Origin of the sequence: Streptomyces sp. NPDC093600 (genome assembly GCF_044764755.1) — a bacterium.
In the GTDB taxonomy this organism is placed as follows: domain Bacteria; phylum Actinomycetota; class Actinomycetes; order Streptomycetales; family Streptomycetaceae; genus Streptomyces.
Map to the genome: position 1 here is coordinate 183,198 of NZ_JBIWIU010000012.1, position 23,829 is coordinate 207,026.

The 23,829-nt window shown below is 70.6% G+C and carries 21 protein-coding genes and 1 riboswitch; of the genes, 6 read left to right on the forward strand and 15 right to left on the reverse strand.

From position 1 onward, the window contains the following. Positions 1-171: 171 nt before the first annotated feature. Entirely contained in the window at positions 172-711 is a 540-nt protein-coding gene (locus ACIRB4_RS26510) for a TIGR00730 family Rossman fold protein (RefSeq protein ID WP_403294675.1), read from the reverse strand. A gap of 97 nt (positions 712-808) precedes the next feature. Between ACIRB4_RS26510 and ACIRB4_RS26515 the strand changes: the two genes are divergently transcribed. Beyond that, on the forward strand, positions 809-1,618 hold the full coding sequence (locus ACIRB4_RS26515) for an alpha/beta fold hydrolase (RefSeq protein ID WP_403294676.1): 810 nt from the start codon (positions 809-811) through the stop codon (positions 1,616-1,618). A gap of 135 nt (positions 1,619-1,753) precedes the next feature. On the opposite strand, the gene mnmA is transcribed toward ACIRB4_RS26515, so the two are convergent. Further along, positions 1,754-2,896, reverse strand: coding sequence for a tRNA 2-thiouridine(34) synthase MnmA (gene mnmA, locus ACIRB4_RS26520; RefSeq protein ID WP_403294677.1), 1,143 nt, complete (start codon positions 2,894-2,896; stop codon positions 1,754-1,756). A 60-nt stretch (positions 2,897-2,956) separates the two neighbouring features. On the opposite strand from mnmA, the gene ACIRB4_RS26525 reads away from it, so the two are divergent. After that, on the forward strand, positions 2,957-3,622 hold the full coding sequence (locus ACIRB4_RS26525) for an N-acetylmuramoyl-L-alanine amidase (protein ID WP_403294726.1): 666 nt from the start codon (positions 2,957-2,959) through the stop codon (positions 3,620-3,622). 67 nt (positions 3,623-3,689) lie between these two features. On the opposite strand, the gene ACIRB4_RS26530 is transcribed toward ACIRB4_RS26525, so the two are convergent. The 11 genes from ACIRB4_RS26530 to ACIRB4_RS26580 form a co-directional block, all read right to left on the reverse strand. After that, entirely contained in the window at positions 3,690-4,853 is a 1,164-nt protein-coding gene (locus ACIRB4_RS26530; RefSeq protein ID WP_403294678.1) for a cysteine desulfurase family protein, read from the reverse strand. A 179-nt stretch (positions 4,854-5,032) separates the two neighbouring features. Next, positions 5,033-5,941, reverse strand: coding sequence for a thioesterase family protein (locus ACIRB4_RS26535; protein ID WP_403294679.1), 909 nt, complete (start codon positions 5,939-5,941; stop codon positions 5,033-5,035). A 23-nt stretch (positions 5,942-5,964) separates the two neighbouring features. Further along, positions 5,965-6,642, reverse strand: coding sequence for a trimeric intracellular cation channel family protein (locus ACIRB4_RS26540; RefSeq protein WP_403294680.1), 678 nt, complete (start codon positions 6,640-6,642; stop codon positions 5,965-5,967). Between the two features lie 445 nt (positions 6,643-7,087). Continuing rightward, entirely contained in the window at positions 7,088-8,224 is a 1,137-nt protein-coding gene (locus ACIRB4_RS26545; RefSeq protein WP_403294681.1) for an ABC transporter ATP-binding protein, read from the reverse strand. Continuing rightward, positions 8,221-9,342, reverse strand: a complete 1,122-nt coding sequence (locus tag ACIRB4_RS26550) for an ABC transporter ATP-binding protein (protein ID WP_403294682.1) — start codon at positions 9,340-9,342, stop codon at positions 8,221-8,223. The genes ACIRB4_RS26545 and ACIRB4_RS26550 overlap by 4 nt, the downstream gene beginning before the upstream one ends. Beyond that, positions 9,339-10,337: an ABC transporter permease gene (locus tag ACIRB4_RS26555; RefSeq protein WP_403294683.1), complete on the reverse strand. Its 999-nt coding sequence runs from the start codon at positions 10,335-10,337 to the stop codon at positions 9,339-9,341. Before ACIRB4_RS26555 ends, ACIRB4_RS26550 begins: the two co-directional genes overlap by 4 nt. A 134-nt stretch (positions 10,338-10,471) precedes the next feature. Then, positions 10,472-12,235 carry an ABC transporter substrate-binding protein gene (locus ACIRB4_RS26560; protein ID WP_403294684.1) on the reverse strand — a complete coding sequence of 588 codons (1,764 nt, stop codon included), beginning with the start codon at positions 12,233-12,235 and terminating at the stop codon, positions 10,472-10,474. A gap of 106 nt (positions 12,236-12,341) precedes the next feature. After that, the gene (locus ACIRB4_RS26565) at positions 12,342-13,343 is read right to left on the reverse strand and encodes an ABC transporter permease (protein WP_403294685.1); all 1,002 of its coding nucleotides are present in this window, start codon (positions 13,341-13,343) and stop codon (positions 12,342-12,344) included. Between the two features lie 312 nt (positions 13,344-13,655). Beyond that, complete coding sequence (locus ACIRB4_RS26570; RefSeq protein ID WP_403294686.1) at positions 13,656-14,444, reverse strand: enhanced serine sensitivity protein SseB C-terminal domain-containing protein; 789 nt, start codon at positions 14,442-14,444, stop codon at positions 13,656-13,658. A gap of 66 nt (positions 14,445-14,510) precedes the next feature. After that, positions 14,511-15,251 carry an enhanced serine sensitivity protein SseB gene (locus ACIRB4_RS26575; RefSeq protein WP_403294687.1) on the reverse strand — a complete coding sequence of 247 codons (741 nt, stop codon included), beginning with the start codon at positions 15,249-15,251 and terminating at the stop codon, positions 14,511-14,513. A 129-nt stretch (positions 15,252-15,380) separates the two neighbouring features. Beyond that, complete coding sequence (locus tag ACIRB4_RS26580; protein ID WP_403294688.1) at positions 15,381-16,046, reverse strand: AAA family ATPase; 666 nt, start codon at positions 16,044-16,046, stop codon at positions 15,381-15,383. A 139-nt stretch (positions 16,047-16,185) separates the two neighbouring features. Next, positions 16,186-16,297: riboswitch (glycine riboswitch) on the forward strand. Positions 16,298-16,447: 150 nt separating this feature from the next. On the opposite strand from ACIRB4_RS26580, the gene gcvT reads away from it, so the two are divergent. The 4 genes from gcvT to ACIRB4_RS26600 all read left to right on the forward strand — a co-directional run bounded on the left by gcvT (position 16,448) and on the right by ACIRB4_RS26600 (position 20,872). Continuing rightward, positions 16,448-17,572: a glycine cleavage system aminomethyltransferase GcvT gene (gene gcvT, locus ACIRB4_RS26585; protein ID WP_403294689.1), complete on the forward strand. Its 1,125-nt coding sequence runs from the start codon at positions 16,448-16,450 to the stop codon at positions 17,570-17,572. A gap of 100 nt (positions 17,573-17,672) precedes the next feature. Then, positions 17,673-18,053: a glycine cleavage system protein GcvH gene (gene gcvH / locus ACIRB4_RS26590; RefSeq protein ID WP_356891120.1), complete on the forward strand. Its 381-nt coding sequence runs from the start codon at positions 17,673-17,675 to the stop codon at positions 18,051-18,053. A gap of 20 nt (positions 18,054-18,073) precedes the next feature. Then, on the forward strand, positions 18,074-19,342 hold the full coding sequence (gene glyA, locus ACIRB4_RS26595) for a serine hydroxymethyltransferase (protein ID WP_403294690.1): 1,269 nt from the start codon (positions 18,074-18,076) through the stop codon (positions 19,340-19,342). A 159-nt stretch (positions 19,343-19,501) separates the two neighbouring features. Then, positions 19,502-20,872, forward strand: a complete 1,371-nt coding sequence (locus ACIRB4_RS26600; protein WP_403294691.1) for an L-serine ammonia-lyase — start codon at positions 19,502-19,504, stop codon at positions 20,870-20,872. Between the two features lie 43 nt (positions 20,873-20,915). Here ACIRB4_RS26600 and ACIRB4_RS26605 read toward each other — a convergent pair whose 3' ends face one another. Further along, on the reverse strand, positions 20,916-23,492 hold the full coding sequence (locus ACIRB4_RS26605; RefSeq protein ID WP_403294692.1) for a DUF4332 domain-containing protein: 2,577 nt from the start codon (positions 23,490-23,492) through the stop codon (positions 20,916-20,918). A 158-nt stretch (positions 23,493-23,650) separates the two neighbouring features. Beyond that, complete coding sequence (locus ACIRB4_RS26610; RefSeq protein ID WP_403294693.1) at positions 23,651-23,809, reverse strand: hypothetical protein; 159 nt, start codon at positions 23,807-23,809, stop codon at positions 23,651-23,653. Positions 23,810-23,829: the final 20 nt, after the last annotated feature.

Genomic DNA, 23,829 nt, shown 5'->3' on the forward strand with positions numbered 1-23,829 from the left:
CCGCCCGCTCACCGCGCGCCTACGCCCTGTGACGTTAGCCCGACTCGGGTGCACATATGCGCTTGTGAAGCGGATCAGCACGAGCAAAGGGGGCTGGTCCATAACCGATCGCTCGGACCAGCGCAAGAGTAGGGTGGCTCAGCCGTCGACCCGGGCGGCTCGTTCGCGAACTCAGTGGATGCCCGCCGACTCCTCCAGGTACGCGAGGGCCGCCACGCCGTCCTCCGCGAAGAAGACGAGGTCGGTCAGGGGCAGTGGCAGGAAGCCCTCGGACTCCATGCGGCGGAACTGGGTCTTCAGGCCGTCGTAGAAGCCCGCCGTGTTCAGCAGGACCACCGGCTTGGTGTGCAGGGCGTGCTTCTTCAGCTCCAGGATCTCGGTCGCCTCGTCGAGCGTGCCCGTGCCGCCGACCATGATGACGATCGCGTCGGACTTGGCGAGCAGCAGCGCCTTGCGTTCGGCGAGGTCCTTCGCGAAGACCATCTCGTCGGTGCCGGGGCGGGCCTTGGCGGCGAGGAAGTCGACGGAGACGCCGACGAGGCGGCCGCCCGCCTCCTGGACGCCGTCGGCGACGACCTTCATCAGGCCGACGTCGGAGCCGCCCCAGACGAGGGTGTGGCCCGCCTTGCCGAGCAGGGTGGCGAACTCGCGGGCGGGGGCGGTGTAGCGCTCGTCCAGGTCGGCGGCGGAGAGGAAGACGCAGATGTTCATGGGCACCACCGTAGGGCCTGGCCTCGGGGTTCAGGATTTTCCGGGAAAACGCGTCGGGCACCGATGAGTTCCGGGAACGGCCCCGGTCGTAACCGTCATGGACGAGGCGAGCAGCACACTGAACAGGGCACGGGGGCGGGTCATCTCGGGGGACGGGACGCGGATCGCGTACGAGCGGTACGGCGAGGGCCCGCCGCTGATCGTGGTGAGCGGCGCCCTGTGCGCCGCCGAGGGGGAGCGGCCGTTGGCCGAACTCCTCGCGCCGCACTTCTCGGTCGTGACGTACGACCGGCGGGGCCGCGGCGGGAGCGGTGACACCGGCCCGTACTCCGTGGAGCGCGAGATCGACGATCTGGCCACCCTGACCGAGGAGGCCGGGGGTGACGCGTACGTCCACGGCATGGCGTCGGGCGGGGCGCTCGCGCTGGCCGCGGCGGCCGCCGGGCTGCCGGTCGAGCGGCTGTCCGTGTACGAGCCGCCCTACGCCGCCGACTCCGGGGCCCGCGAGACGCACGCGGCCCACGGGCGTCGGCTGACCGGCCTCCTGGACCGGGGGCGGCGGACGGCGGCGCTCGAACTGTTCCTGGCCGACGCGATGGCGCCCGAGGCGCTGGCCCATATGCGACGTTCGGCGATGTGGCCGGGGCTCGAGGCCCTGGCGCACACCCTCGCGTACGACCACGCCGTGCTGGGCGACGGTGTGGTGCCGTACGAGCGGCTCGCCAGGGTGCACACGCGCGTGCTCGTGGTCGGCGGCGGCGCGAGCCCCACCCGGACGCGGCGCGCGGCCCTCGCCGTCGCGACCGCGCTCCCCCGGGGCCGGCACCGGACCCTGACGGGTCAGACCCAGGTGGTGGCGCCCCAGGTACTCGCGCCGGTCCTGGAGGAGTTCTTCACGGAGGAGTGAGGGTGGTGGCGGAGCCGCTCCGGCGTCGACGCCACCGGGTCACGACTCGCCCGGCCGCCGCCGCGCCCGCACCACCGACGCGCCCGACCGCCCCGACGCCCGCACCACCGCAGGCGCCGGGACGACCGGCGGCCCTCAGACCGCCGCCGTCTCCGACGTGCGCCGTTCCGTCGTCGCGATCGTCGCCGAGCCCACCACGCGCGTGCCGTCGTACAGCACGATCGCCTGCCCCGGGGCCACGCCCCGGACCGGCTCGTCGAAGGAGACCTTCAGCTCGCCGTCCTCCAGCGAGGCCGTCACCGGCGTCTCACCGCCGTGGGCCCGCAGCTGGGCGGTGTAGCGGCCGGTGCCCTCCGGGGCCGTGCCGCACCAGCGGGGCTTGATCGCGGTCAGGGCGGTCACGTCGAGCGCCTCCGCCGGGCCGACCGTGACCGTGTTGTTCACTGGCGAGATGTCCAGGACGTAGCGCGGCTTGCCGTCCGGCGCCGGGTGCCCGATCCGCAGGCCCTTGCGCTGGCCGATGGTGAAGCCGTACGCGCCCTCGTGCGTGCCGAGCTTCCGCCCCGTCTCGTCGACGATGTCACCCTCGGAGGTGCCCAGCCGGGAGGCCAGGAAACCCTGGGTGTCGCCGTCGGCGATGAAGCAGATGTCGTGGCTGTCGGGCTTCTTCGCCACCGCGAGACCGCGCCGCTCCGCCTCCGCCCGGATCTCCTCCTTGGTGGTGAGGGTGTCGCCCAGCGGGAACATGGCGTGGGCGAGCTGCTTCTCGTCGAGCACCCCGAGGACGTACGACTGGTCCTTGGCCATGTCGGAGGCCCGGTGCAGCTCGCGCGAGCCGTCCTCCTTGAGGACGACCGTGGCGTAGTGGCCGGTGCAGACCGCGTCGAAGCCGAGCGCGAGCGCCTTGTCGAGCAGCGCGGCAAACTTGATCTTCTCGTTGCAGCGCAGACAAGGGTTGGGGGTGCGGCCCGCTTCGTACTCCGCGACGAAGTCGTCGACGACGTCCTCACGGAACCGCTCGGCCAGATCCCAGACGTAGAACGGGATGCCGATGACGTCGGCGGCCCGGCGTGCGTCGCGCGAGTCCTCGATGGTGCAGCAGCCGCGCGCGCCGGTACGGAAGGACTGCGGGTTCGCGGAGAGCGCGAGGTGCACCCCCGTGACGTCGTGGCCGGCTTCGGCGGCGCGGGCGGCCGCGACGGCGGAGTCCACGCCGCCGGACATGGCGGCCAGTACCCGCAGGGGGCGGGGATGGGGGTGCTGGGGAGTCTGAGTCATAGCCCTACCAGGGTACGGGGCCCGGGAACCATGGTCGCCTGTGTGAGCGTTCACGCTCACATGGGGAGTGAGAAGAAGCGGGGGGTGGGCCGGCGAGCCGTCCTGCTCGGCGGTGGCGCGGCGGTCCTGGGTACGGCGGTGCTGGCCCAGGAGGAGCTGAGACGTGCCTGGTGGCGGCTGCCCGGGACGGAGAAGGAGCGGATCGAGGGCGAGCTGGACCACAAGAGCGCCGACTGGTCCGCCGCGTCCCGGGCGAACTGGCGGCGGGCCGACCGGCCGGACGACTTCACCATCGACCGGGTGGTGATCCATGTCGTCCAGGGGAGCTACGCCACGGCCCTGAAGGTCTTCAAGAACCCGGGGCACGGGGCGGCCACGCACTACGTCGTCCGCAAGGACGGCCATGTCGCGCAGATGATCCGCGAGCTCGACGTGGCCTTCCACGCCGGGAACCGGGACATGAACGAGCGGAGCGTCGGCATCGAGCACGAGGGCTTCGTCGACCGGCCGCAGGACTTCACGAAGGCCATGTACGAAGGGTCGGCGCGGCTGACCGCCGGGATATGCGCGCGGTACGCGATACCGCTGGACCGCGAGCACATCGTCGGGCACGTGGAGGTCGAGGGCACCGACCACACGGACCCCGGCCCGCACTGGGACTGGCCGCGCTACATGAAGCTCGTACGGGAGGCGTCCGCGAAGCTGCCGCGTACCGAGGTCACGTGAGGCGAGGCCGCGTGAGGCGAGGTCACGTGAGACGAGGCCGCGTGAGACGAGGCCGCGTGAGGCGAGGTCACGTGAGGCCGGCGGTCCGGGCCCGTTCGACGGCCGGGCCGATCGCCTCGGCGACCGCCGCCACGTCCTCCCGGGTGGAGGTGTGGCCGAGGGTGAAGCGCAGGGTGCCCCGGGCGAGGTCCGGGTCGGTGCCGGTGGCGAGCAGGACATGGCTCGGCTGGGCGACGCCGGCGGTGCAGGCCGAGCCGGTGGAGCACTCGATGCCCTGGGCGTCCAGGAGCAGCAGCAGGGAGTCGCCCTCGCAGCCGGGGAAGGTGAAGTGCGCGTTGGCGGGGAGCCGCTCGACCGGGTCCCCGCCGAGGATGGCGTCGGGGACGGCGGTGAGGACGGCGGCGACCAGATCGTCGCGCAGGGCGCCGATCTCGCGGGCGAACTCCTCGCGCCGTTCGGCGGCGAGCCGGCCGGCGACGGCGAAGGCCGCGACGGCGGGTACGTCGAGGGTGCCGGAGCGGACATGGCGCTCCTGCCCGCCCCCGTGCAGGACGGGTACGGGGCTGTACTCGCGGCCCAGGAGCAGCGCGCCGATGCCGTAGGGGCCGCCGATCTTGTGGCCGGAGACGGTCATGGCGGCGAGGCCGGAGGCGGCGAAGTCGACCGGGATCTGGCCGAACGCCTGGACGGCGTCGGCGTGCAGGGGGACGTCGAACTCCTTGGCCACGTCCGCGAGTTCGCGGACCGGCATGACCGTGCCGATCTCGTTGTTCGCCCACATGACGGTGGCGAGCGCCACGGTCTCGGGCTCGCGGGCGATCGCCTCGCGCAGGGCGGCGGGGTGGACGCGGCCGTACAGGTCGACGGGGAGGTACTCGACGGTGGCGCCCTCGTGGGTGGCGAGCCAGTCGACGGCGTCGAGGACGGCGTGATGCTCGACGGGGCTGGCCAGAACGCGGGTGCGGAGGGGGTCGGCGGCCCGCCGGGCCCAGTACAGGCCCTTGACGGCGAGGTTGTCGGCCTCGGTGCCGCCGGAGGTGAAGACGACCTCGCTGGGCCGGGCGCCCAGGGCGGCGGCGAGCGTCTCGCGCGCCTCCTCGACGGTCCGCCGGGCACGCCGCCCGGCCGCGTGCAGGGAGGAGGCGTTGCCGGTGGCGGCGAGCTGGGCGGTCATCGCCTCGATCGCCTCGGGCAGCATGGGCGTGGTCGCGGCGTGGTCGAGGTAAGCCATGGTTTCTTGATTCTACGAGGCCGTTCGCCCGCCTCGGGCGCGTGGCCGGATAGCGCCCTCGCCTCATCGACCGTGAACCACCCGGCGTGCGTTCGGCGGCCCGGCCCGGTGGGCGGCAGCGGGCCGGACGAAACCGGCTCCCGCTGCCGACCGGTCGGCCGCGGGAGTCGACCGAGGGGTCAGCCGCGCGGGGCGCGGGCCAGTTGGCGGGACTGGGCGACGAGGCGGTCCGCGCTGTCCCAGACCTCGGCGTCCTCCTCCAGGAACCCGCCGGCGAGGTTGCGGGTGGTGATGGAGACGCGCAGCGGACCGGGGGCCGGGCGGCAGCGGATGTGGGTGGTGAGCTCGACGGTCGGGGTCCAGCCCTTGAGGCCGAGCTCGAAGGAGGTCGGCGGCAGGGCGTCGACGGTGAGGAGCAGCGAGAGCGGGTCCGGCTCGCGGCCGTCGGCGAGGCCGAACCAGCCGCGCATCTCGCCCTTGCCGGAGGGCGCGCCGACGGCCCAGCCGACGGTGGCCGGGTCGAGCCTGATGTCGAGCCGCTCGGTGATCGCGGAGGAGCCGGGGATCTGGGGCGTGGGGCCGTCCGAGGTGCCGAAGCAGTTCTCGATGGGCGCGATGGCCGGGGGGTGCGCGGTGGTGCGTACGTCGTCGGGGAGCGCGTCGAGGTCTCCGTACGAGGCGAGGACGCGGATGCGCTCCACCTCGGTGCCGTCCTCGACGTACTGGAAGAGGGACGCCTGGCCGGTGGAGAGGGTGCGGCCGGTGCGGACCGTCTCGGTGCGGATCACCGCCGGGCCGGGCACGGACGGCGTGAGGTAGTGCGCCGAGATCGTGAACGGGTCCGGGTGCGGGAGGTGGTCGCCGAGTGCGCGGCCGAGCAGGGCGAGGAGATAGCCGCCGTTGACGGCGTGGATGATCGTCCAGCCGGCGGAGAGATCGGCGTCGTAGACGCCCGGGGCGCGGAGGGTGACGGCGGTGTCGCGGTCGAACTCGCTCGTCGCCGGGGACTTCGCCGGGCTGGGCGACGCGGCCGTCGCCGGGCTCTTCGCCGTGGCCGTCGACGCGGCCGTCTCGGTGCTCGTGCTCATGCGCCCGACGGTACAGCAGGTAACTACTGAGCGGTAGCTTTTTCGGGCTCCTCGCGAGCGGAGGAGCGCCGGTTCCAGGCACGGGGGGCGCGCCAGTGGTAGCGCATGGCGAGCAGGCGCAGCGCGAAGGCCGTGAGGACGGCCGCGCCGCTGGTGAAGGCGTTGAGCGTGTCGAAACGGATGCAGAGGACGACCATCGTGGCGCCGACCATGGCGGGCACGGCGTAGAGGTCGCGGTCCCAGCGGAGCAGGGACGGCACCTCGTTGGCGAGGACGTCGCGCAGGACACCGCCCCCGACGGCGGTAGCGAGGCCCAGGGCGGCGGAGGAGGTGAGGCCGAGGCCGTACTCGTACGCCTTGGTGGTGCCGGTGACGCAGAAGAGGCCGAGGCCGGCGGCGTCGAAGACGTTCACGGCGGTCTGGGTGCGCTCGACCTGGGGGTGGAGGAAGAAGACCAGCACGGTGGCGACGAGCGGCATGAGGAAGTAGCCGAGATCGGTGAAGGCGGCGGGGGGTACGGCGCCGATGATCAGGTCGCGCAGGAGGCCGCCGCCGAGCGCGGTGACCTCGGCGAGGACGGCTATGCCGAAGACGTCGAAGTTCTTGCGGACGGCGAGCAGAGCGCCGGAGATGGCGAAGACGAAGATGCCGACCAGGTCGAGCGCGTGCTGGACGGTAGGGGTGAACAGATCGTGGACCACGGCGCCCATTGTGACGGGTGGGGCGCGCGGGGCCTGCCAGGCGAGCGGGGGCACGGGTCACGACGGCCGCGGCGGGCGGACAGCGGCACGGGCCCGACGACCGCGGCGGGAGCACCGGGCCCGGGCCCGACGACCGCCGCGGGAGCACCGGGCCCGGGCCCGATCCGACCCGGCTCGCCAGGCGTCCGGCGGCACGAGCCACGGCGGCCACGACGGGCGGGCGCCGGCGCCTCGCCGTGCCGCAGAACCTTGCCGGACGCGTACGCCTCACCGTCGCGCACAACCTTGCCGGGCGCTTACGCCTCTCCGTGGCGCGGAACCTTGCCGGGCCCGTACGCCCCTCCGTCGCCGCCGGCCCCACACGGGAGGGGCGGGGCAGGTCTCCCCTGCCCCGCCCCTCCCGCGAAAACCTGACGGGACGAGCCCGTCCGGCGGCGTCCCGCCGTCACTCCTTGGACGTGCTGGCCTCGCCCGTCTCCTCCGGGGAGCCCGCGCCGGACGCGTCGGCCGAAAGCCCCGCCTTCGGCAGCGACACCTCCACCGACTCCCGTGCCCCCGGCACGGTGACGCCCTCCGCGTTCTCCGGGTGGTGGCAGGCCACGCGCTGGCCCGGGCGGAGTTCCACCAGGGGCGGCTCGTCGGTCTTGCAGACCGCCGTCGCCTTCCAGCAGCGGGTGTGGAACCGGCAGCCCGGCGGCGGGGCGATCGGCGACGGGACGTCACCGGTCAGCAGGATCCGCTCGCTCTTCGCGCCCCGGCGGCGCGGGTCCGGCACCGGGACCGCGGACATCAGGGCCTTGGTGTACGGGTGCATCGGCGACTCGTACAGGGACTTCCGGTCCGCGAGCTCCACGATCTTGCCGAGGTACATCACCGCGATCCGGTCCGAGACGTGCCGGATGACCGACAGGTCGTGGGCGATGATCACATAGGTGAGGCCCAGCTCCTCCTGGAGGTCGTCCAGGAGGTTGACCACCTGCGCCTGGATGGAGACGTCCAGGGCGGAGACGGGCTCGTCGGCCACGACCAGCTTCGGCTTCAGGGCCAGCGCCCGGGCGATGCCGATGCGCTGACGCTGGCCGCCGGAGAACTCGTGCGGGTAGCGGTTGTAGTGCTCCGGGTTGAGGCCGACCAGGCCGAGCAGCCGCTGGACCTCGTTGCGCACCCCGCCCTCGGGCTCGACGCCCTGGAGCCTGAACGGCGCCGAGACGATCGAGCCGACCGTGTGCCTCGGGTTCAGCGAGCCGTACGGGTCCTGGAAGATCATCTGGATGTCACGGCGCAGCGGCCGCATCTTGGCCACGCCCAGGTGGGAGACGTCCACGCCCTCGAACTCGATCGTCCCGCCGGTCGGTTCGAGGAGACGGGTGATGAGCCGGCCCATCGTCGACTTGCCGCAGCCCGACTCGCCCACGACGCCGAGGGTCTCGCCGGGCAGCACCTCGAAGTCGATGCCGTCGACCGCCTTGACCGCCCCGACCTGGCGCTGCAGCATCCCCTTCTTGATCGGGAAGTGCTTCACCAGGCCGCTGACCTTGAGCAGGGGCTCGGGGGTCGTCCCCGTCGTGTTGTTCTCGCTCACAGCTTCGGCGCAATCTCTTCGGTCCAGATCCGGGTCCGCTCTTCCTGCGACATGTGGCAGGCGGAGTGGTGACGGCCGGAGCCCTCGTCACTCGTCGCGAGCCGCAGCTCCGGGCGCTCGGTGCGCGTGATGCCGCCCTTGGGCACGTCCGCGTACGGGCAGCGCGGGTTGAAGGCGCAGCCGCTCGGGATGTTGATGAGGCTGGGCGGGTTGCCCTTGACCGGGATGAGCCGGTCGGTCTGCTCCCGGTCGATCCTCGGCATCGAGCCGAGCAGGCCCCAGGTGTAGGGGTGCTGCGGCTCGTAGAAGACCGCCTCGGCCGGTCCGCGCTCCACGCACCGGCCGCCGTACATCACGAGGATGTCGTCGGCGACCTCGGCGACGACACCGAGATCGTGCGTGATCATGATGACCGCGGAGCCGAACTCCTTCTGCAGGTCGCGGATCAGGTCGAGGATCTGCGCCTGGACGGTGACGTCGAGGGCGGTGGTCGGCTCGTCGGCGATGAGCAGTTCGGGGTTGTTGACCAGCGCCATCGCGATCATGGCGCGCTGGCGCATACCGCCGGAGAACTCGTGCGGGTAGCTGTCGACCCGCTTGGCCGGCTCGGGGATGCCCACGCGGTCGAGGAGTTCGACGGCCCGCCTGCGGGCGGTCTTCTTGTCCACGTCGTTGTGGACGCGGTACGCCTCCACGATCTGGGCGCCGACCGTGTAGTACGGGTGCATCGCGGAGAGCGGGTCCTGGAAGATCATCGCCATGTCGCGGCCGCGCAGCTTGCGGACGGACTCGGCGTCCGCGGACAGCAGTTCCTGGCCGTTGAGCCAGATCTCGCCGGAGATCCGCGCCTTCTGGCGGCCGTACTGGCCGACGGTGTGCAGGCCCATGATGCCGAGCGAGGTCACCGACTTGCCGGAGCCGGACTCGCCCACGATTCCGAGGGTCTTGCCCTTCTCCAGCTGGAAGGTGAGGCCGTCGACGGACTTGACCACGCCGTCGTCGGTCGGGAAGTGGATCTTCAGATCGCGTACGTCGAGGAAGGCGTCGGACGGCGCGGACCTCCCGGACGCGACCGGCTCGCCCACAGCGGCTCCGGTCTTCAGAAGCTTGTCCGTCATGCGAGCCTCACTCGGGGGTCGATCACCGCGTACAGAAGGTCCACCACGAGGTTGGCGAGGACGACACAGGCGGCGGTGATGAGGGTGACCGCCATGATCAGCGGCAGGTCGCGCTCGCTGACTCCCTTGATGGCCATCCAGCCGAGGCCCTGCAGGTTGAACGCGGTCTCGGTCAGGATCGCGCCGCCGACGAGGGCGCCGAGGTCCATGCCGAAGATGGTCAGGATGGGGGTCATGGTGGAGCGCATGGCGTGCTTGCCGAGCACGACCGGCTCCGGCAGACCCTTGGCCCGTGCGGTACGGATGTAGTCCTCGCCGAGGACTTCGAGCATCGTGGCGCGGGTGAGCCGTGCGTACATCGCCGCGTAGAGGAAGGCGAGCGTGACCCAGGGCAGCAGCAGGCCGCCGAACCACCCGCCGAAGGACTCCCCGATCGGCACGTACGAGGCGTTGAGCCAGCCCAGTTGGGTGCGGAAGATCAGCATCGCCAGCATGGCGGTGAAGAAGATGGGGAGCGAGACGCCGGCGAGCGCGGTGATCATCGCGACGCGGTCGACGACGGTGCCCCGCTTGAGGGCGGAGACGACACCGGTCGAGACGCCCATGAGGAGCCAGAGGATCGCGGCGCCGATGACCATGGAGAGGGTGACGGGGAAGGCGTCCACCAGCATCGTCGAGACGTCCTGCTCGGTGCGGAACGAGTAGCCGAAGCAGGGTGCCGCGCAGTGGATCGTGCTGCCGCCGCCGGTGTAGTCGCGGCCGACGAAGATTCCGGAGACGAAGTGCCAGAACTGGACCAGGATCGGCTCGTCCAGACCCAGCTTCTGCCGGATGCCTTCGATCGAGGCAGGGTCCGCCTGCTTGCCGACGAACATCGCGGCAGGGTCGCTGCCGGTCATCTTGGGGATCAGGAAGAAGATGCTGAGCGTCACCAGGGTGACGACCATCAGCATCACTACGACGGCGAACAGCCGTCGGACGATATATGCAAGCATGCGGTCGGCCGACCGGTGGCCGGGGATCCCGATCGGGGTCCCCGGCCACCGTGAGCGGCCATCACCTGCCCTTCGGACCTAGCGGCGGGTGGTGCGCCGGTGGAGCGAGTTGGTGGACACTCGACGGACTCGACCTACTTGACGACGCCGAGCGACGCGTAGTCGTAGCGGCCGTTGTAGGCGTCGGCCGTGTAGACGTTGGTCAGTCGCGACGAGCGCCAGATGATGTTCTTCTCGTGGGTGAAGGGCAGGTAGACCGCCGCCTCGGAGACCTTCGTGTTGATCTGCTTGTAGAGCTCGCCGGCCTTGACCGGGTCGGTCTCCTTCAGCGCCTCGTCGAAGAGCTTGTTGACGGCCGGGTCGTTCAGCTCGGAGAAGTTGTTGTTACCGCTCTGCAGGATGAACCGGCCGTCGACCAGCGGCTGCAGGAAGCCCTGGCCGCTGGGGAAGTCGGCGCCCCAGCCCATGATGATGATGCCGTAGCCCTTGTCCTTGACCACCTTCGGCGAACCGATGATGCCGGAGGTCTGGGCGCCGTCGAACTGGTCGATCTGGGCGTCGATGCCGACGGCCTTCAGCGACTGCTGGAGGGACTCGGCGGTCGCGATCTCGATCTTCTTGTTGTTACGGACGGCGATGGTGGTCTTGAAGCCGTTCGGCTTGCCGCACTTCTTCAGCGCCTCCTTCGCCTTGGCGATGTCCGGCTTGCCGGAGAGCTTGCCGTACGGGTCGGCCTTCGGGTCGGCGCCCTTGATCGCCGGCGGCAGCATGTTGGTGGCGATGTCGCCACCGGCCTGCGGGCCGCCGCGGGCGGTCTGGAGGGACTTGGAGTCGGCCGCGTAGATCATGGCCTTGCGGCACTCGATGTTGGGAACGACCGTCTGGGGGAAGACCGCGTAGCGGATGAAGCCGGTCTGCGGGTTGTCCGCGTTCGCCTTGTGCTGCTGGAGCACCTTGCCGCGGGCGGACGCGCCGACGCCGGTGGCGTTGAGGTCGAGGTCGTACTCGCCCTCGATCAGGCGGTTGTCCATGTCGTCGGCGTTGGTGGTGAACTTGACGCTGATCTTGTCCGGAAGCGCCTTGCGGACGGTGTCCGACTTCGGGTCCCACTTGTCGTTGCGGACCAGCATGATCGACTTGTTGGGCGTGTACGACTGCCACTTGTACGGGCCGGAGGAGAACGGCTTCAGGCCGTACTGCGCCTTGGTGTCCTTGTCCTGGCGGACCGGGGAGGCGGCGGGCATGGCCAGCATCTGCAGGAAGTCACCGTTGGCGACCGGCAGCTTGAAGATGATGGTCTTGTCGTCCGGGGTCTCGATCGCCTTCAGGCCGAGCTTGTCCGGGGAGGTGTCCTTGTACGGACCCTTGTACTCGCCCTTGGGGTCGAGGACCTGCTGGAGGTAGATCGGGCCGCCGGAGATGACGTCCTGGGCCCAGATGCGCTCGATGCCGTACTTGATGTCCTTGGAGGTGATCGGCTTGCCGTCCTCCCAGTTCACCCCGTCCTTCAGCGTGAAGGTGTAGGTGAGACCGTCGGGCGAAACCTTGCCGGTGTCGGTGGCGAGGTCGGAGACAAGCTCGGTGGAGGCCGCGCCGGGGGCCGCCTTGAAGGTGACGAGCTGGCGGGTGTAGTAGCGGGCGAAGTCCCACACGAAGCCGTAGTAACCGCGCTGCGGGTCCCAGGAGTCGGCCTCCTGCGAGCCGATGAACTTCAGCTCACCGCCCTTCTTGTCGGAAGGGTTGGCGATCTTGTTCACCGCGGCGTTGAAGCCGGCCGCGCCGGACTTGCTGTCGCCTCCGCCGTTTCCGCCGCCACACGCCGTGGTGACGACCATGGTGGCCGCGGCGAGCAGTGCGCCCGCGGCGATTCTGCGCCGTGAAGAGCTGTTCAGGTTCATGGTCTCGCAACCTCCGGAATAGTGGCGGCCGTCGGGGCGGGTCCGCCGGTGTTGATTGCCTCCTGTCACCAGCGGCAGGGGCGGGTCTGTGCGGGCTGGCAGCCGCTCAGCGAGCGGCCTTCGGGTCGAGCGCGTCACGCACGCCGTCACCGAAGAGGTTGAACGCCAGAACGGTGATGAAGATCGCCAGGCCGGGGATCACCATGAACAGGGGGTCCGATTCATAGGTGGTGATGGCCGTCGACAGCATCTGGCCCCAGGAAGCGGTGGGAGGCTTCACACCCGCTCCCAGGAAGCTGAGCGCCGCCTCGGTGAGGATGTTGGTGGGGATCATGAGGGTCGCGTAGACCATGATCGGCGCGACCAGGTTGGGCAGCAGCTCCCGGCGCAGGATGTAGAGGCGGCCGGCGCCCAGGCTGCGGGCGGCCTCGACGTACTCGCGCTCGCGCAGCGAGAGGGTCTGGCCGCGGACGATCCGGCCCACGTAGGGCCAGCCGAAGAAGCCGATGACGACCACCAGGGCGCCGATGCGTACGCCGGACCCGGAGACTCCGAGGATCTCGTTGGGCAGTACGGAGACCAGGGCGATGGTGAAGAGCAGCTGCGGGAAGGCGAGCATGACGTCCATGACCCGGCTGAGCGCCGCGTCGACCCAGCCGCCGAAGAAGCCGGCGACGATGCCGAGGATGGTGCCGAGGACGACCGCGAAGAGCGCCGCGAGGACGGCGACGAGGAGCGAGATCCGGGCGCCGTAGACGACCCGGCTGAAGACGTCGCGGCCGTTGACCGGCTCGACTCCGAGGAGGAAGTCGGAGCTGATGCCGCCCCAGGGGCCGATCGGGGTGCCGAAGAGCGGGTCGATCTGGTCCTCGTGGAACTCGTCCGGCGGGTGGCCGAGGAGGCCCACGATCACCGGCGCGAAGATCGCGACCAGGACCAGGAAGATCACGACGGCGCCGCCCGCGAGGGCCAGTCGGTCGCGCTTGAGGCGCGTCCAGGCGATCTGCCAGGGCGAACGGCCCTGGATCACGTCGGCGGGGCCTTCGGGCACGGCGTCGACGGCCGCGGTCGACTCGGCCGCACTCGTCTCGTGCAGTGGTGCCGTCATCGTGGTGAGGACCCCTCTCGGCCGCCGGTAGCCGGCCCTTGCCCGCCGCGGGTAGCGGCTTGGTGGAACAACTGCGGGGCACCGGCCATGACGGCCGAACGCCCGGTGTTCCGGGGAGTCTTCAATGTGTTCGCGATCACCCGCCAGACCCAGCGGGGAATGTTTGCTCAAACGTGATGCGGTGCGTTGCCTTCCGTTATCCGGACGTCGTGATCGCGTGAGCGGACCATCTCACCCTCTAATCCAGCAGAACGGACATGTCCCTCAACAGCGCCCGCGGGGGCCGGAATTGGGGAGACGGAAGGGTGCGAATCAGTACGTACGGGGCGCGGCCGGCGGGTATCCGAGGCCCGGGGTCTGCGGGGCGGGGGCGGCGTGGGCGTCCCGGTCGTAGAAGGGGCGGGCGTTGGCGCGCAGCCACATCGCCACCGGGTCGTACTCGTCGGACATCGCGACCGTCGAGACGGGCAGCCCGTCGGGGACGGCGGAGATCGACCGGCCCATCATCGCCCGCACGGCGTCGACCGAGGCCGGGGAGGTGTCGTAGAGGTCGAGTCCGATGGCGAGGTACGCGGAGCCGAGCGCGGGCTGCACCCAGGCGCGGCGCAGCGCCCTCACGGAGGGGGTGCGGTGGGCGTTCTGGGTCAGCAGGGCGTAGAACTGGGGGATTTCCAGGGCGGGTTCGGTCAGCCGCAGCGGCCCGGCGGGCATCCGGTCGAGGCCCGTGGCGATCCGGCGCAGGTCGGCCCAGGGGATGCCGACGCCGCCGCCGGAGTCGTGCGGGTTGAGCCAGATGCCCCAGCGGTCGGGGTAGAGGGCGCGGGCGATGTCGCGGCCGGTGACCACCTCGTGGGCGCGGTTCCAGCCGGAGGCGGCCAGTTCCTGGGCGGAGGTGACGCAGGGGGCGTAGCCCAGGCCGTCGATCTCGATGTTGCCGTACTGGGCGTCGGGCGAGCCGGCCTGGCCGTGCCAGAGCAGCATCCAGACGTCGCCGTCCGCGAGGGCGTGCAGCAGTCGCTCGTACGCTTCGTAGCGTCCGGGTGCCACCTGGCGCAGCATGTGCTCGACCTGTCCGGCCGCAGCGGTGCCTGACGCGCTCACCCTGTGTCCCGCCCCTCTTCCGTCCACCGGTCCAGCTTAATGACGCTCACTGCCGTGCTGCCCCGCTCAGCCGTCGGTCCGCTGGTAGAAGGGGCGCACCCGGTCCAGCATCCAGTCGGCCACGGGGTCCTGCGCAACGTCCAGGAGGATGAGATTGACCGGCCAGGCCACCTCGACCCGGCCGAGCGCGCGGCCGAGGGCGTCGAGCGGGGCGTTGCGGTCGACGCCGTCCCAGCCGGCGAGCTGGACGCCGACGAAGAGGGCGGGTTCGGTGCCCTCGACGCTGGCGAGGGCGCGGCGGGCGGTGAGGACGACGCCCGTGGCCTCGAACTCGGCGGCCGCGGCGGAGAGGAAGTCGACGGGGTCGTCCTGCCAGTCGGGCTCGAAGAGCCGCACCCGGCCGCCGCTCGCGGGGCCGTCCAGCGGGGTGCGTCCGGCCCGGCAGAGTTCGGCGACGGCGGGCGGGGGCAGCGGGGCGCCGACGGTGCCGCCGGGGTTCACGGCGATGCCGAGCTGCGGCGGCAGACCGCGGGCGAACTCGCGGGCGGGCGCGACGGTGAAGGACATGTGGCTGCCGACGCAGGCCAGGAACTGCTGCTCGGAGCTGAAGACGGGGACGTACGGGATGCCGTCGATCTCCATCGTGGGCAGGTCGAGGTCGGTGCTCTCGGGGCTGCCGCCGTTGGGCAGCGGCACCCAGACGGGGCTGCGGCCGAGGACCTCGACGAGCCGGCCGCCCGCGGCGGGATTGCCGAGCGAGGCGGCCAGTACCTCTTCGAGCTCATTGCCCGGCCACGTAACGTCCACGGTCTGGTTTCCCCTTCTCACGCGTCTGGTCACGCGCCCTCGGGGCAGAACCCTAACGCCGCCCCGGCGCCGTCGTGGCCACAAGCGTACGGAGCGGGCCGGTCCGGGACGCCGCCGCTCCCCCGCCGGTCAGTGCGTGTCCCGGAAGGCGATCTTCCGGAGTGCGCCCGCGGCGTCCCGGTCGAGCAGGGTCGCCGAGGCGCAGCCGCGGGGCAGCCGGCCCGCCTCGACGGAGCGCAGCAGCCGGCCGACCGCCCGGCGGTGGCGGGCGAAGGCGTACCCGGACACCCCGCGGCCCCGCTCCCGCTGGCCCTCGCGGGCGGCGGCGGGGGTGACGTCGAGCAGGACCAGATGCAGGGAGCGGCCGCGGCGGCGGGCCTCGCGGGCGAGCCAGTTGCGCACCCAGGACTGGGTGCCGCAGTCGTGGACTATCACGCTCCGGCCGGCGCGCAGGGCGCGGCGCAGCCCGGCGTAGTGCGAGACGCGTACCAGCGGGCGGTAGACGGCGTACGGCAGGAAGCGGGGCATCCGCGCCTCCCAGCGCTCGCGGGCGTCCTGCGAGTCGATGCCGCGTCCGTCGGCGGCCTGGCGCAGCAGCGTCGACTTGCCGCTGCCGGGCAGCCCGGAGACGACCACCAGGTCGCCGGCGGCGAAGGCGAGCACGCTCGGGCCGCGCCCGTCCCGGTCGCGCAGGTCGCGGAGCAGGCGCGCGGCGGCGCGGCGGCGGGTCCTGGCCCGGGCGCGCTGGGCCGGTATGCCGGTGGCCGCGTAGGCGCCGGTTCGCTGGAACGTCATCGCTTCTCCCCCTGTCGGGTCCTGAAGACCCTTCCCCAAGAAGTGTAAAGAGACGGTAATGAGGCACAAGCGATTTGCCGATCAGGACCCGCGTGCAATGATGTGCGCGCCAAGCGCACACAACCACATACCGGCCGCTCGAATCCGCGCGGGAGAGTCCCGGACAGGCTGTAGCAGTGCTGTAGCAGTCCGGGCGCCGAAGGAGCAAGACCCTCCCTTGAATCTCTCAGGCCCCGTACCGCGCGGATGAGGCAGATCTGAAAAGCGGGCGCGTCGTCGCGCCCCACCCAAGGTGCAAGCCGAGGATGCTCTCGGTGAACCTCTCAGGTTCCATGACAGATGGGGAGGATCGTCCTCGTCCGTCATGATTTTTTTCGCCCTGGGATCCGGGAGCCACACCCATGAGCACTGCACCCCGCCTGACTGCCCTCGATGCCCTGCATCGCTCCCTGGGCGCGACCATGACCGACTTCGCGGGCTGGGACATGCCGCTGCGTTACGGCAGCGAGCGGGACGAGCACAACGCCGTCCGCACGAAGGCGGGTCTCTTCGACCTCTCCCACATGGGGGAGATCACCGTCGCCGGGCCGCAGGCCGTCGAGCTGCTCGACTTCGCGCTGGTCGGCAACATCTCCACGGTGGGCGTGGGCCGGGCCCGCTACACGATGATCTGCCAGGAGGACGGCGGCATCCTGGACGACCTGATCGTGTACCGGCTCCAGGAGCGCGAGTACATGATCGTCGCCAACGCCTCCAACGCGCAGATCGTCCTGGACGCGCTCACCGAGCGGGCGGCCGGCTTCGACGCCGACGTGCGTGACGACCGTGACGCCTACGCGCTGATCGCCGTCCAGGGCCCCGAGTCCCCCGGCATCCTGAAGTCGCTGACCGACGCCGACCTGGACGGGCTGAAGTACTACGCCGGTCTGCCCGGCACGGTCGCCGGGGTCCCCGCGCTGATCGCCCGTACCGGCTACACCGGCGAGGACGGCTTCGAGCTGTTCCTGAAGCCCGAGCACGCCGAGGGCGTCTGGAAGGCGCTGACGGAGGCCGGCGCCCCGGTCGGTCTGATCCCCTGCGGTCTGTCCTGCCGTGACACGCTCCGCCTGGAGGCGGGCATGCCGCTCTACGGGCACGAGCTGACCACCTCCCTGACGCCGTTCGACGCCGGTCTCGGCCGGGTGGTCAAGTTCGAGAAGACGACCAACGACGGCCGCTTCGTCGGCCGCGAGGCGCTGGAGAAGGCCGCCGAGCGCGCCGAGACCGCCCCGCCGCGCAAGCTCGTCGGCCTGGTCGCCGAGGGCCGCCGGGTCCCGCGCGCCGGGATGCCGGTCGTCGCGAACGGCGAGGTCGTCGGCGAGGTCACCTCCGGCGCCCCCTCCCCGACCCTCGGAAAGCCGATCGCCATGGCGTACGTGGACGCGGCGCACGCCGAGCCGGGCACGCCGGGTGTAGGTGTGGACATCCGCGGCACCCACGAGCCGTACGAGGTCGTGGCGCTGCCGTTCTACAAGCGCCGGAAGTGACGTTTCCCGGCGGGACCCGTCCCACCGCCCGTCTCACCTCTCGTCTCATCCCGCAAGACCCACGTTCATCAGCACTCCCCCGATCCAGGAGAATCAGGTCATGAGCAACCCCCAGCAGCTGCGCTACACCAAGGAGCACGAGTGGCTGTCGGACGCCGAGGACGGCGTCGCGACGGTCGGCATCACGGAGTTCGCGGCCAACGCGCTCGGTGACGTCGTCTACGCCCAGCTCCCCGAGGTCGGCGACACGGTCACCGCGGGCGAGACCTGCGGCGAGCTGGAGTCGACGAAGTCCGTCAGCGACCTGTACTCCCCCGTCACCGGCGAGGTCGTGGCGGCCAACCAGGACGTCGTGGACGACCCCTCCCTGGTGAACACCGCTCCGTTCGAGGGTGGCTGGCTGTTCAAGGTACGCGTCACGGGCGAGCCGGACGACCTGCTCTCCGCCGACGAGTACGCCGAGTTCTCCGCCGGGAACTGAGACCCCTTAGGGATCGATTCATGTCTGTGCTGAACACCCCTCTTCACGAGCTGGACCCGGACGTCGCCGCCGCTGTCGACGCCGAGCTCCACCGTCAGCAGTCCACCCTCGAGATGATCGCCTCGGAGAACTTCGCTCCGGTCGCGGTCATGGAGGCCCAGGGCTCCGTTCTCACCAACAAGTACGCCGAGGGCTACCCCGGCCGCCGCTACTACGGCGGCTGCGAGCACGTGGACGTCGCCGAGCAGATCGCGATCGACCGGGTCAAGGACCTCTTCGGCGCCGAGTACGCCAACGTCCAGCCCCACTCCGGCGCCTCCGCCAACCAGGCCGCGCTGTTCGCCCTGGCCCAGCCCGGCGACACCATCCTCGGTCTGGACCTGGCCCACGGCGGCCACCTCACCCACGGCATGCGCCTGAACTTCTCCGGCAAGCAGTTCAACGTGGTCGCCTACCACGTCGACGCCGCCGGTCTGGTCGACATGGCCGAGGTCGAGCGCCTCGCCAAGGAGCACCGCCCCAAGGTGATCATCGCGGGCTGGTCCGCCTACCCGCGCCAGCTGGACTTCGCCGCCTTCCGCCGTATCGCGGACGAGACCGGCGCCTACCTGTGGGTCGACATGGCCCACTTCGCCGGCCTGGTCGCGGCCGGGCTGCACCCCAACCCGGTCGAGTACGCGGACGTGGTGACCTCCACCACGCACAAGACGCTCGGCGGCCCGCGCGGCGGCATCATCCTGGCCAAGAAGGACTTCGCGAAGAAGCTGAACTCCTCGGTCTTCCCCGGCTTCCAGGGCGGCCCGCTGGAGCATGTGATCGCGGCCAAGGCGGTCTCCTTCAAGGTCGCGGCCTCGGAGGAGTTCAAGGAGCGCCAGCAGCGCACGGTCGAGGGTGCCCGCATCCTCGCCGAGCGCCTGGTCAAGGCCGATGTCACCGAGCACGGCGTGGCCATCCTCTCCGGCGGCACCGACGTCCACCTGGTCCTGGTCGACCTGCGCGACAGCGAGCTCGACGGGCAGCAGGCGGAGGACCGTCTCCACGAGGTCGGCATCACGGTCAACCGCAACGCCATCCCGAACGACCCGCGCCCGCCGATGGTCACCTCCGGCCTGCGGATCGGCACCCCGGCGCTCGCGACCCGCGGGTTCGGCACCGACGACTTCACCGAGGTCGCCGACATCATCGCCGAGGCCCTCAAGCCCGGCTTCGACGCCGACAAGGCCGAGGCGCTGAAGGCCCGGGTGACCGCGCTCGCGGAGAAGCACCCGCTGTACCCCGGCCTGAAGTAATTTCGTACGCTTTAGTTCCAGGTCTCGTTCGTACGAAAGCTCCGGGGCACCGCGCACAATGGAATGTGAGCGCGGTGCCCCAGCCCGTTTCCCCGCTCCGCTGCGTTCTGCACCACCCCGGCAGACAACGGCGTCTACCACCCCCACAAGGAGTTCCCCGTGGCCATCTCGGTCTTCGACCTGTTCTCGATCGGCATCGGCCCGTCCAGCTCCCACACGGTGGGTCCGATGCGTGCGGCGCGGATGTTCGCCCGCCGGCTGAAGAACGAGGGCCTGCTCGCCCACACCGCCTCGATACGGGCGGAGCTGTACGGCTCCCTCGGCGCCACCGGCCACGGCCACGGCACCCCGAAGGCCGTCCTGCTCGGCCTGGAGGGCAACTCTCCGCGCACGGTCGACGTCGAGAAGGCGGACGAGGAGTTCGAGCGGATCAAGTCGAGCGGCCGGATCAACCTGGTCGGGGCCCACGAGATCCCCTTCGACTTCGACGAGGACCTGATCCTGCACCGCCGCAAGGCGCTGCCGTACCACGCCAACGGCATGACGATCTTCGCGTACGACGCCGAGGGCGCCCTGGTCCTGGAGAAGACGTACTACTCGGTCGGCGGCGGCTTCGTCGTCGACGAGGACGCGGTCCAGGGCGAGAACCCGATCGTCCCGGACGACACGGTCCTGAAGTACCCCTTCCGTACCGGTGACGAGCTGCTGCGCCTGGCGAAGGACACGGGCCTGTCGATCTCCGCGATGATGATGGAGAACGAGAAGGCCTGGCGCACCGAGGAGGAGATCCGCGAGGGCCTCCTGGAGATCTGGCGGGTGATGCAGGCGTGCGTCGCGCGCGGCATGTCCCGCGAGGGCATCCTGCCCGGCGGTCTCAAGGTCCGCCGCCGCGCCGCGAACACGGCCCGCAAGCTGCGCTCCGAGGGCGACCCGGCGGCGCTCGCGATGGAGTGGATCACTCTCTACGCGATGGCCGTGAACGAGGAGAACGCCGCGGGCGGCCGGGTGGTCACCGCCCCGACGAACGGCGCGGCCGGCATCATCCCGGCGGTCCTGCACTACTACATGAACTTCGTGCCAGGCGCCGATGAGGACGGCGTGGTCCGCTTCCTCCTCGCGGCCGGCGCGGTCGGCATGCTCTTCAAGGAGAACGCCTCGATCTCGGGCGCCGAGGTCGGCTGCCAGGGCGAGGTCGGCTCGGCCTGCTCGATGGCGGCCGGCGCCCTCGCCGAGGTGCTCGGCGGCACCCCGGAGCAGGTGGAGAATGCCGCCGAGATCGGCATGGAGCACAACCTGGGCCTGACCTGCGACCCGGTCGGCGGCCTGGTCCAGATCCCGTGCATCGAGCGCAACGGCATGGCGGCGGTCAAGGCGGTCACGGCGGCGAAGATGGCGATGCGCGGCGACGGCAGCCACCTGGTCTCCCTCGACAAGGTCATCAAGACCATGAAGGAGACCGGCGCCGACATGTCGGTGAAGTACAAGGAGACCGCGCGGGGCGGTCTCGCGGTGAACATCATCGAGTGCTGAGGTGATAAGGCCATGACCGGCGCGTTGGCCGCCTTCCAGCCGGTCAGCGGCGGGCGGCGACTAGCCAGAACCATGGCATCCTCACACCGCGCGGACTCATCTGGTCCTGAGCAGCCTGGTCACGGATCTGTCTGATCAGTCGCTTCCAGTGTCCACGGGCCGCTTCGCGAAGAGCCGCCGGGGAGCCAGCGCCCACAGCGATGAGCAGGTGCAGCATGCGAGGGTCGCTCAGGTCCGGATGGATCCGAGCGAGCATCGCCACCTCGCGGAGCCGGTCGACCACCACGGGAGAGACCTTCAGGTAATCCGCCAGCCGGGCCTGCTGCGTGCTGCTCCCCGTCTTACGGAGGAGGTCTGAGGCGGAGATGATTCCGGCCTCCGTCAGCGGCTCCTTGTACGCGGCGAGCACCGTAAGGTCCAGGAAGTGCGCCGGCGGGGTCGTACCCACCAGGCGCCTGAACCGGTCGTCGGCCCGCAGGTCGCCGAAACAGGGATCGGTGGCCGCGGAGCTCTTGTCCTCGTCGGTGGCGACAGCGAACTCCAGGTCTTCGACCGCCTCCCGCAGCCGTAGCGCACGGTTCTGACCCAGGTCCGCCAGAAAACAATCCAGGCAGGCGTGGTCGTACGTCAGCCGCGGTGAGGGAGGAGCATGCTCGTGGGGGTGCAGCCATGCCGCGTCCGCTTGGGGGGCGCATCCGCACAGCGCCTCGACGCTGTGCATCAGGTTCTCGGCGAAGGGAAGCATCTGTTCGGACTGCCGAGTCAACTGTTCTCTCTTCCAAGGGAACGTACACAGACGGTTGAGCTCCGCCGCGGACCGCGCTGCTTCCCGCAGCGCGGTCACGTCGCTCTTGCCGCCGGCCACATAGCCGTTGAGCCATTGAGTGGCGCTGCTGTACATGACCCGGATCCGCAGCGGAGCCCAACCCTCGGCCGCGTCTCCCTTCTCCGCTAGGCCTGAAGTGACGTACTGCTGATCGATCGACTTCGCGAACGCGGCGTGGTCCGTCTCTTCCGGGGGAATGCGCTCATAGGCCGCCCACATGTACTCGAAGCGCGCCAGCAGGTACTCAGGGTCTTGATCCATGGCTCTGCTCAGCAGCTTCACGCGTTCCGCACGCTGATCCTCGACCTCGTCGATGAGTGACTTGCTCCGGGCGATGACCTGCAGCGCGACGCTCTTCCAGTGCCGGGCCCCACACAGATCGTCCTGGAGCTCCAAATGCGCCTCGCTGAGCCGCAGCAGGATGAAGGCGGCGGCCCCGGTGAGCATCTGGGCACAGGCACGATCCCGAGCGGCCGGGCTTTGGGCCTCCTCCGACCCGGTGGGGATCGCCGCGAGGCCGAGATCGGGTCTGCTGAAGACCACACTCTGGACGTGGCGGCCGTTGCGGGACAGGCTGATGGCGACGCGGTCGTCGTCCACGAGCGTGACCCGTGCCCTCCAAGTGAGGTCCGGTCTGAGCGTGAAGAAGAGACGAGACAGCGCACCCGCGATCTTCCCGGCGGGCAACGCGCTCAGTTCCTCGCTGGTGATCTTGCTGAGCGGCGTGGTGGTCAGCGCCGAGGTGGCACGGTCGAGCGCCTTCGGCGACTCGGTGCCGAGTCCCTTCATCCGGGCGAGCAGGTAATCGGTGGCGGCCGCGCTCACCGCGCCGTCGGCCTTCTGCACCTCGACCTGAAGTCGCAGGTTCTGCCCCAACGCGGCCCCCGTCAGCAGGACGCCGACGAACGCGAGGACGATGTAGGCCACCATGAGGCGTGTCTCATGGCCCAGGGGGACCGTGAGCAGGGCGCAAGCCGTAACGGCTGCGGCGACGAGGCAGATCAGCAGGCCCAACCAGTGCTTCCAGTCGTGCGGGGGCTTGCGGATCGTCGTCCCCAGGACCAGCACGACAGCGCCCAGCGCGATCGCCACACTCACGGCGCCCGCGCATCCGATCAATGGCCCTCCGGGGGTGAACGGCTCGAACATCGCGAAGAGCGGAAGCATCACCCCCGCGCCAAAGATCAGGGAGGAGCCGACGCCACCCACGATCCATTTCAGAGGAGTCGGCCACGCGACCGCGTTGACCCTCACGAAGACGCGCGAGGCCATGCCGGCGAGCGCGTACAGGACGGCCAGTGCGACGGCGCTGAACAGCACCAGCCGGCCGAGCAGCTTCACCCAGTCTTCGTAGAAGCGATCCCAGTTGCTCGATGCGGTGGGGTGCGGACGTTCCTTGAGCCTGGCCACCTGCGCGATACCCGCCGCGGCCTCGGCGTTGCCCCGGTCCTTCCTCAATCCGACCTTGAACGCGGTCCTTGCCCTGTCGAGGTCTCCGGTACGGATCAGTCTCTGCCCCTCGGTGACCCACACCGCTGCCAGCTGGCGTTGCACTGCGACGCTCTTCAGGCCGTCGACGGCACAGTTCTCCTCCCCGTCACTTGCCTCCACCGAGGTGTAGAGCTCCTTCGCCCGCTCAAGTGACCCGGCGTACAGATGCCCCTTCGCCGTGGCGCAGATAGCCTCTGCCTGAGCATCGAACTTCGCCGCTGGGGACACCGCCCCTGCCGGTGGGACAACCGCCAGGGCAATGAGCGAAGCAGCTGCGGTAGCCCGCGCGACACGTTTCCACACGCTCAGCACCTCGCAGAGATCCGGACGACGCAGCCCCCGACTCAGCCGAGCCTAGGACGTCGTTCGGCGCCCCACACCCGTACGCCGTTCCCGACAGGGCCACACGGAGTATGGGGAGAGCGTGCGTGCCAGGTGCGCGTTCGTCGCTTTCGGTGGGGTCAGGGGCCCTCCGTGGCGGGTGGCTCGGTGGCGAGGGCGAGCCGCTGCCTGAGAGCCGCGTTCTCGGCCTCGAGGTGCGCGATGCGTTTGCGGGCGAAGTACAGCTCCATCACCGCGTCCTGGAATTCGGACACGAGCTGCTCGGGAGTGAGTTCCATGGGTGCCTCGAAGAGTCGCG

What these genes read in the sequence shown, in the direction of transcription:
- ACIRB4_RS26550 (WP_403294682.1), bottom strand. Translation starts at nt 9,342, where the DNA reads ATGACGGACAAGCTTCTGAAGACCGGAGCCGCTGTGGGCGAGCCGGTC.
- glyA (WP_403294690.1), top strand. Translation starts at nt 18,074, where the DNA reads ATGTCTGTGCTGAACACCCCTCTTCACGAGCTGGACCCGGACGTCGCC.
- ACIRB4_RS26535 (WP_403294679.1), bottom strand. Translation starts at nt 5,941, where the DNA reads ATGAGCACGAGCACCGAGACGGCCGCGTCGACGGCCACGGCGAAGAGC.
- ACIRB4_RS26555 (WP_403294683.1), bottom strand. Translation starts at nt 10,337, where the DNA reads ATGCTTGCATATATCGTCCGACGGCTGTTCGCCGTCGTAGTGATGCTG.
- ACIRB4_RS26510 (WP_403294675.1), bottom strand. Translation starts at nt 711, where the DNA reads ATGAACATCTGCGTCTTCCTCTCCGCCGCCGACCTGGACGAGCGCTAC.
- gcvT (WP_403294689.1), top strand. Translation starts at nt 16,448, where the DNA reads ATGAGCACTGCACCCCGCCTGACTGCCCTCGATGCCCTGCATCGCTCC.
- ACIRB4_RS26610 (WP_403294693.1), bottom strand. Translation starts at nt 23,809, where the DNA reads ATGGAACTCACTCCCGAGCAGCTCGTGTCCGAATTCCAGGACGCGGTG.
- ACIRB4_RS26565 (WP_403294685.1), bottom strand. Translation starts at nt 13,343, where the DNA reads ATGACGGCACCACTGCACGAGACGAGTGCGGCCGAGTCGACCGCGGCC.
- gcvH (WP_356891120.1), top strand. Translation starts at nt 17,673, where the DNA reads ATGAGCAACCCCCAGCAGCTGCGCTACACCAAGGAGCACGAGTGGCTG.
- ACIRB4_RS26530 (WP_403294678.1), bottom strand. Translation starts at nt 4,853, where the DNA reads ATGGCTTACCTCGACCACGCCGCGACCACGCCCATGCTGCCCGAGGCG.
- ACIRB4_RS26515 (WP_403294676.1), top strand. Translation starts at nt 809, where the DNA reads ATGGACGAGGCGAGCAGCACACTGAACAGGGCACGGGGGCGGGTCATC.
- ACIRB4_RS26560 (WP_403294684.1), bottom strand. Translation starts at nt 12,235, where the DNA reads ATGAACCTGAACAGCTCTTCACGGCGCAGAATCGCCGCGGGCGCACTG.
- mnmA (WP_403294677.1), bottom strand. Translation starts at nt 2,896, where the DNA reads ATGACTCAGACTCCCCAGCACCCCCATCCCCGCCCCCTGCGGGTACTG.
- ACIRB4_RS26580 (WP_403294688.1), bottom strand. Translation starts at nt 16,046, where the DNA reads ATGACGTTCCAGCGAACCGGCGCCTACGCGGCCACCGGCATACCGGCC.
- ACIRB4_RS26525 (WP_403294726.1), top strand. Translation starts at nt 2,957, where the DNA reads ATGGGGAGTGAGAAGAAGCGGGGGGTGGGCCGGCGAGCCGTCCTGCTC.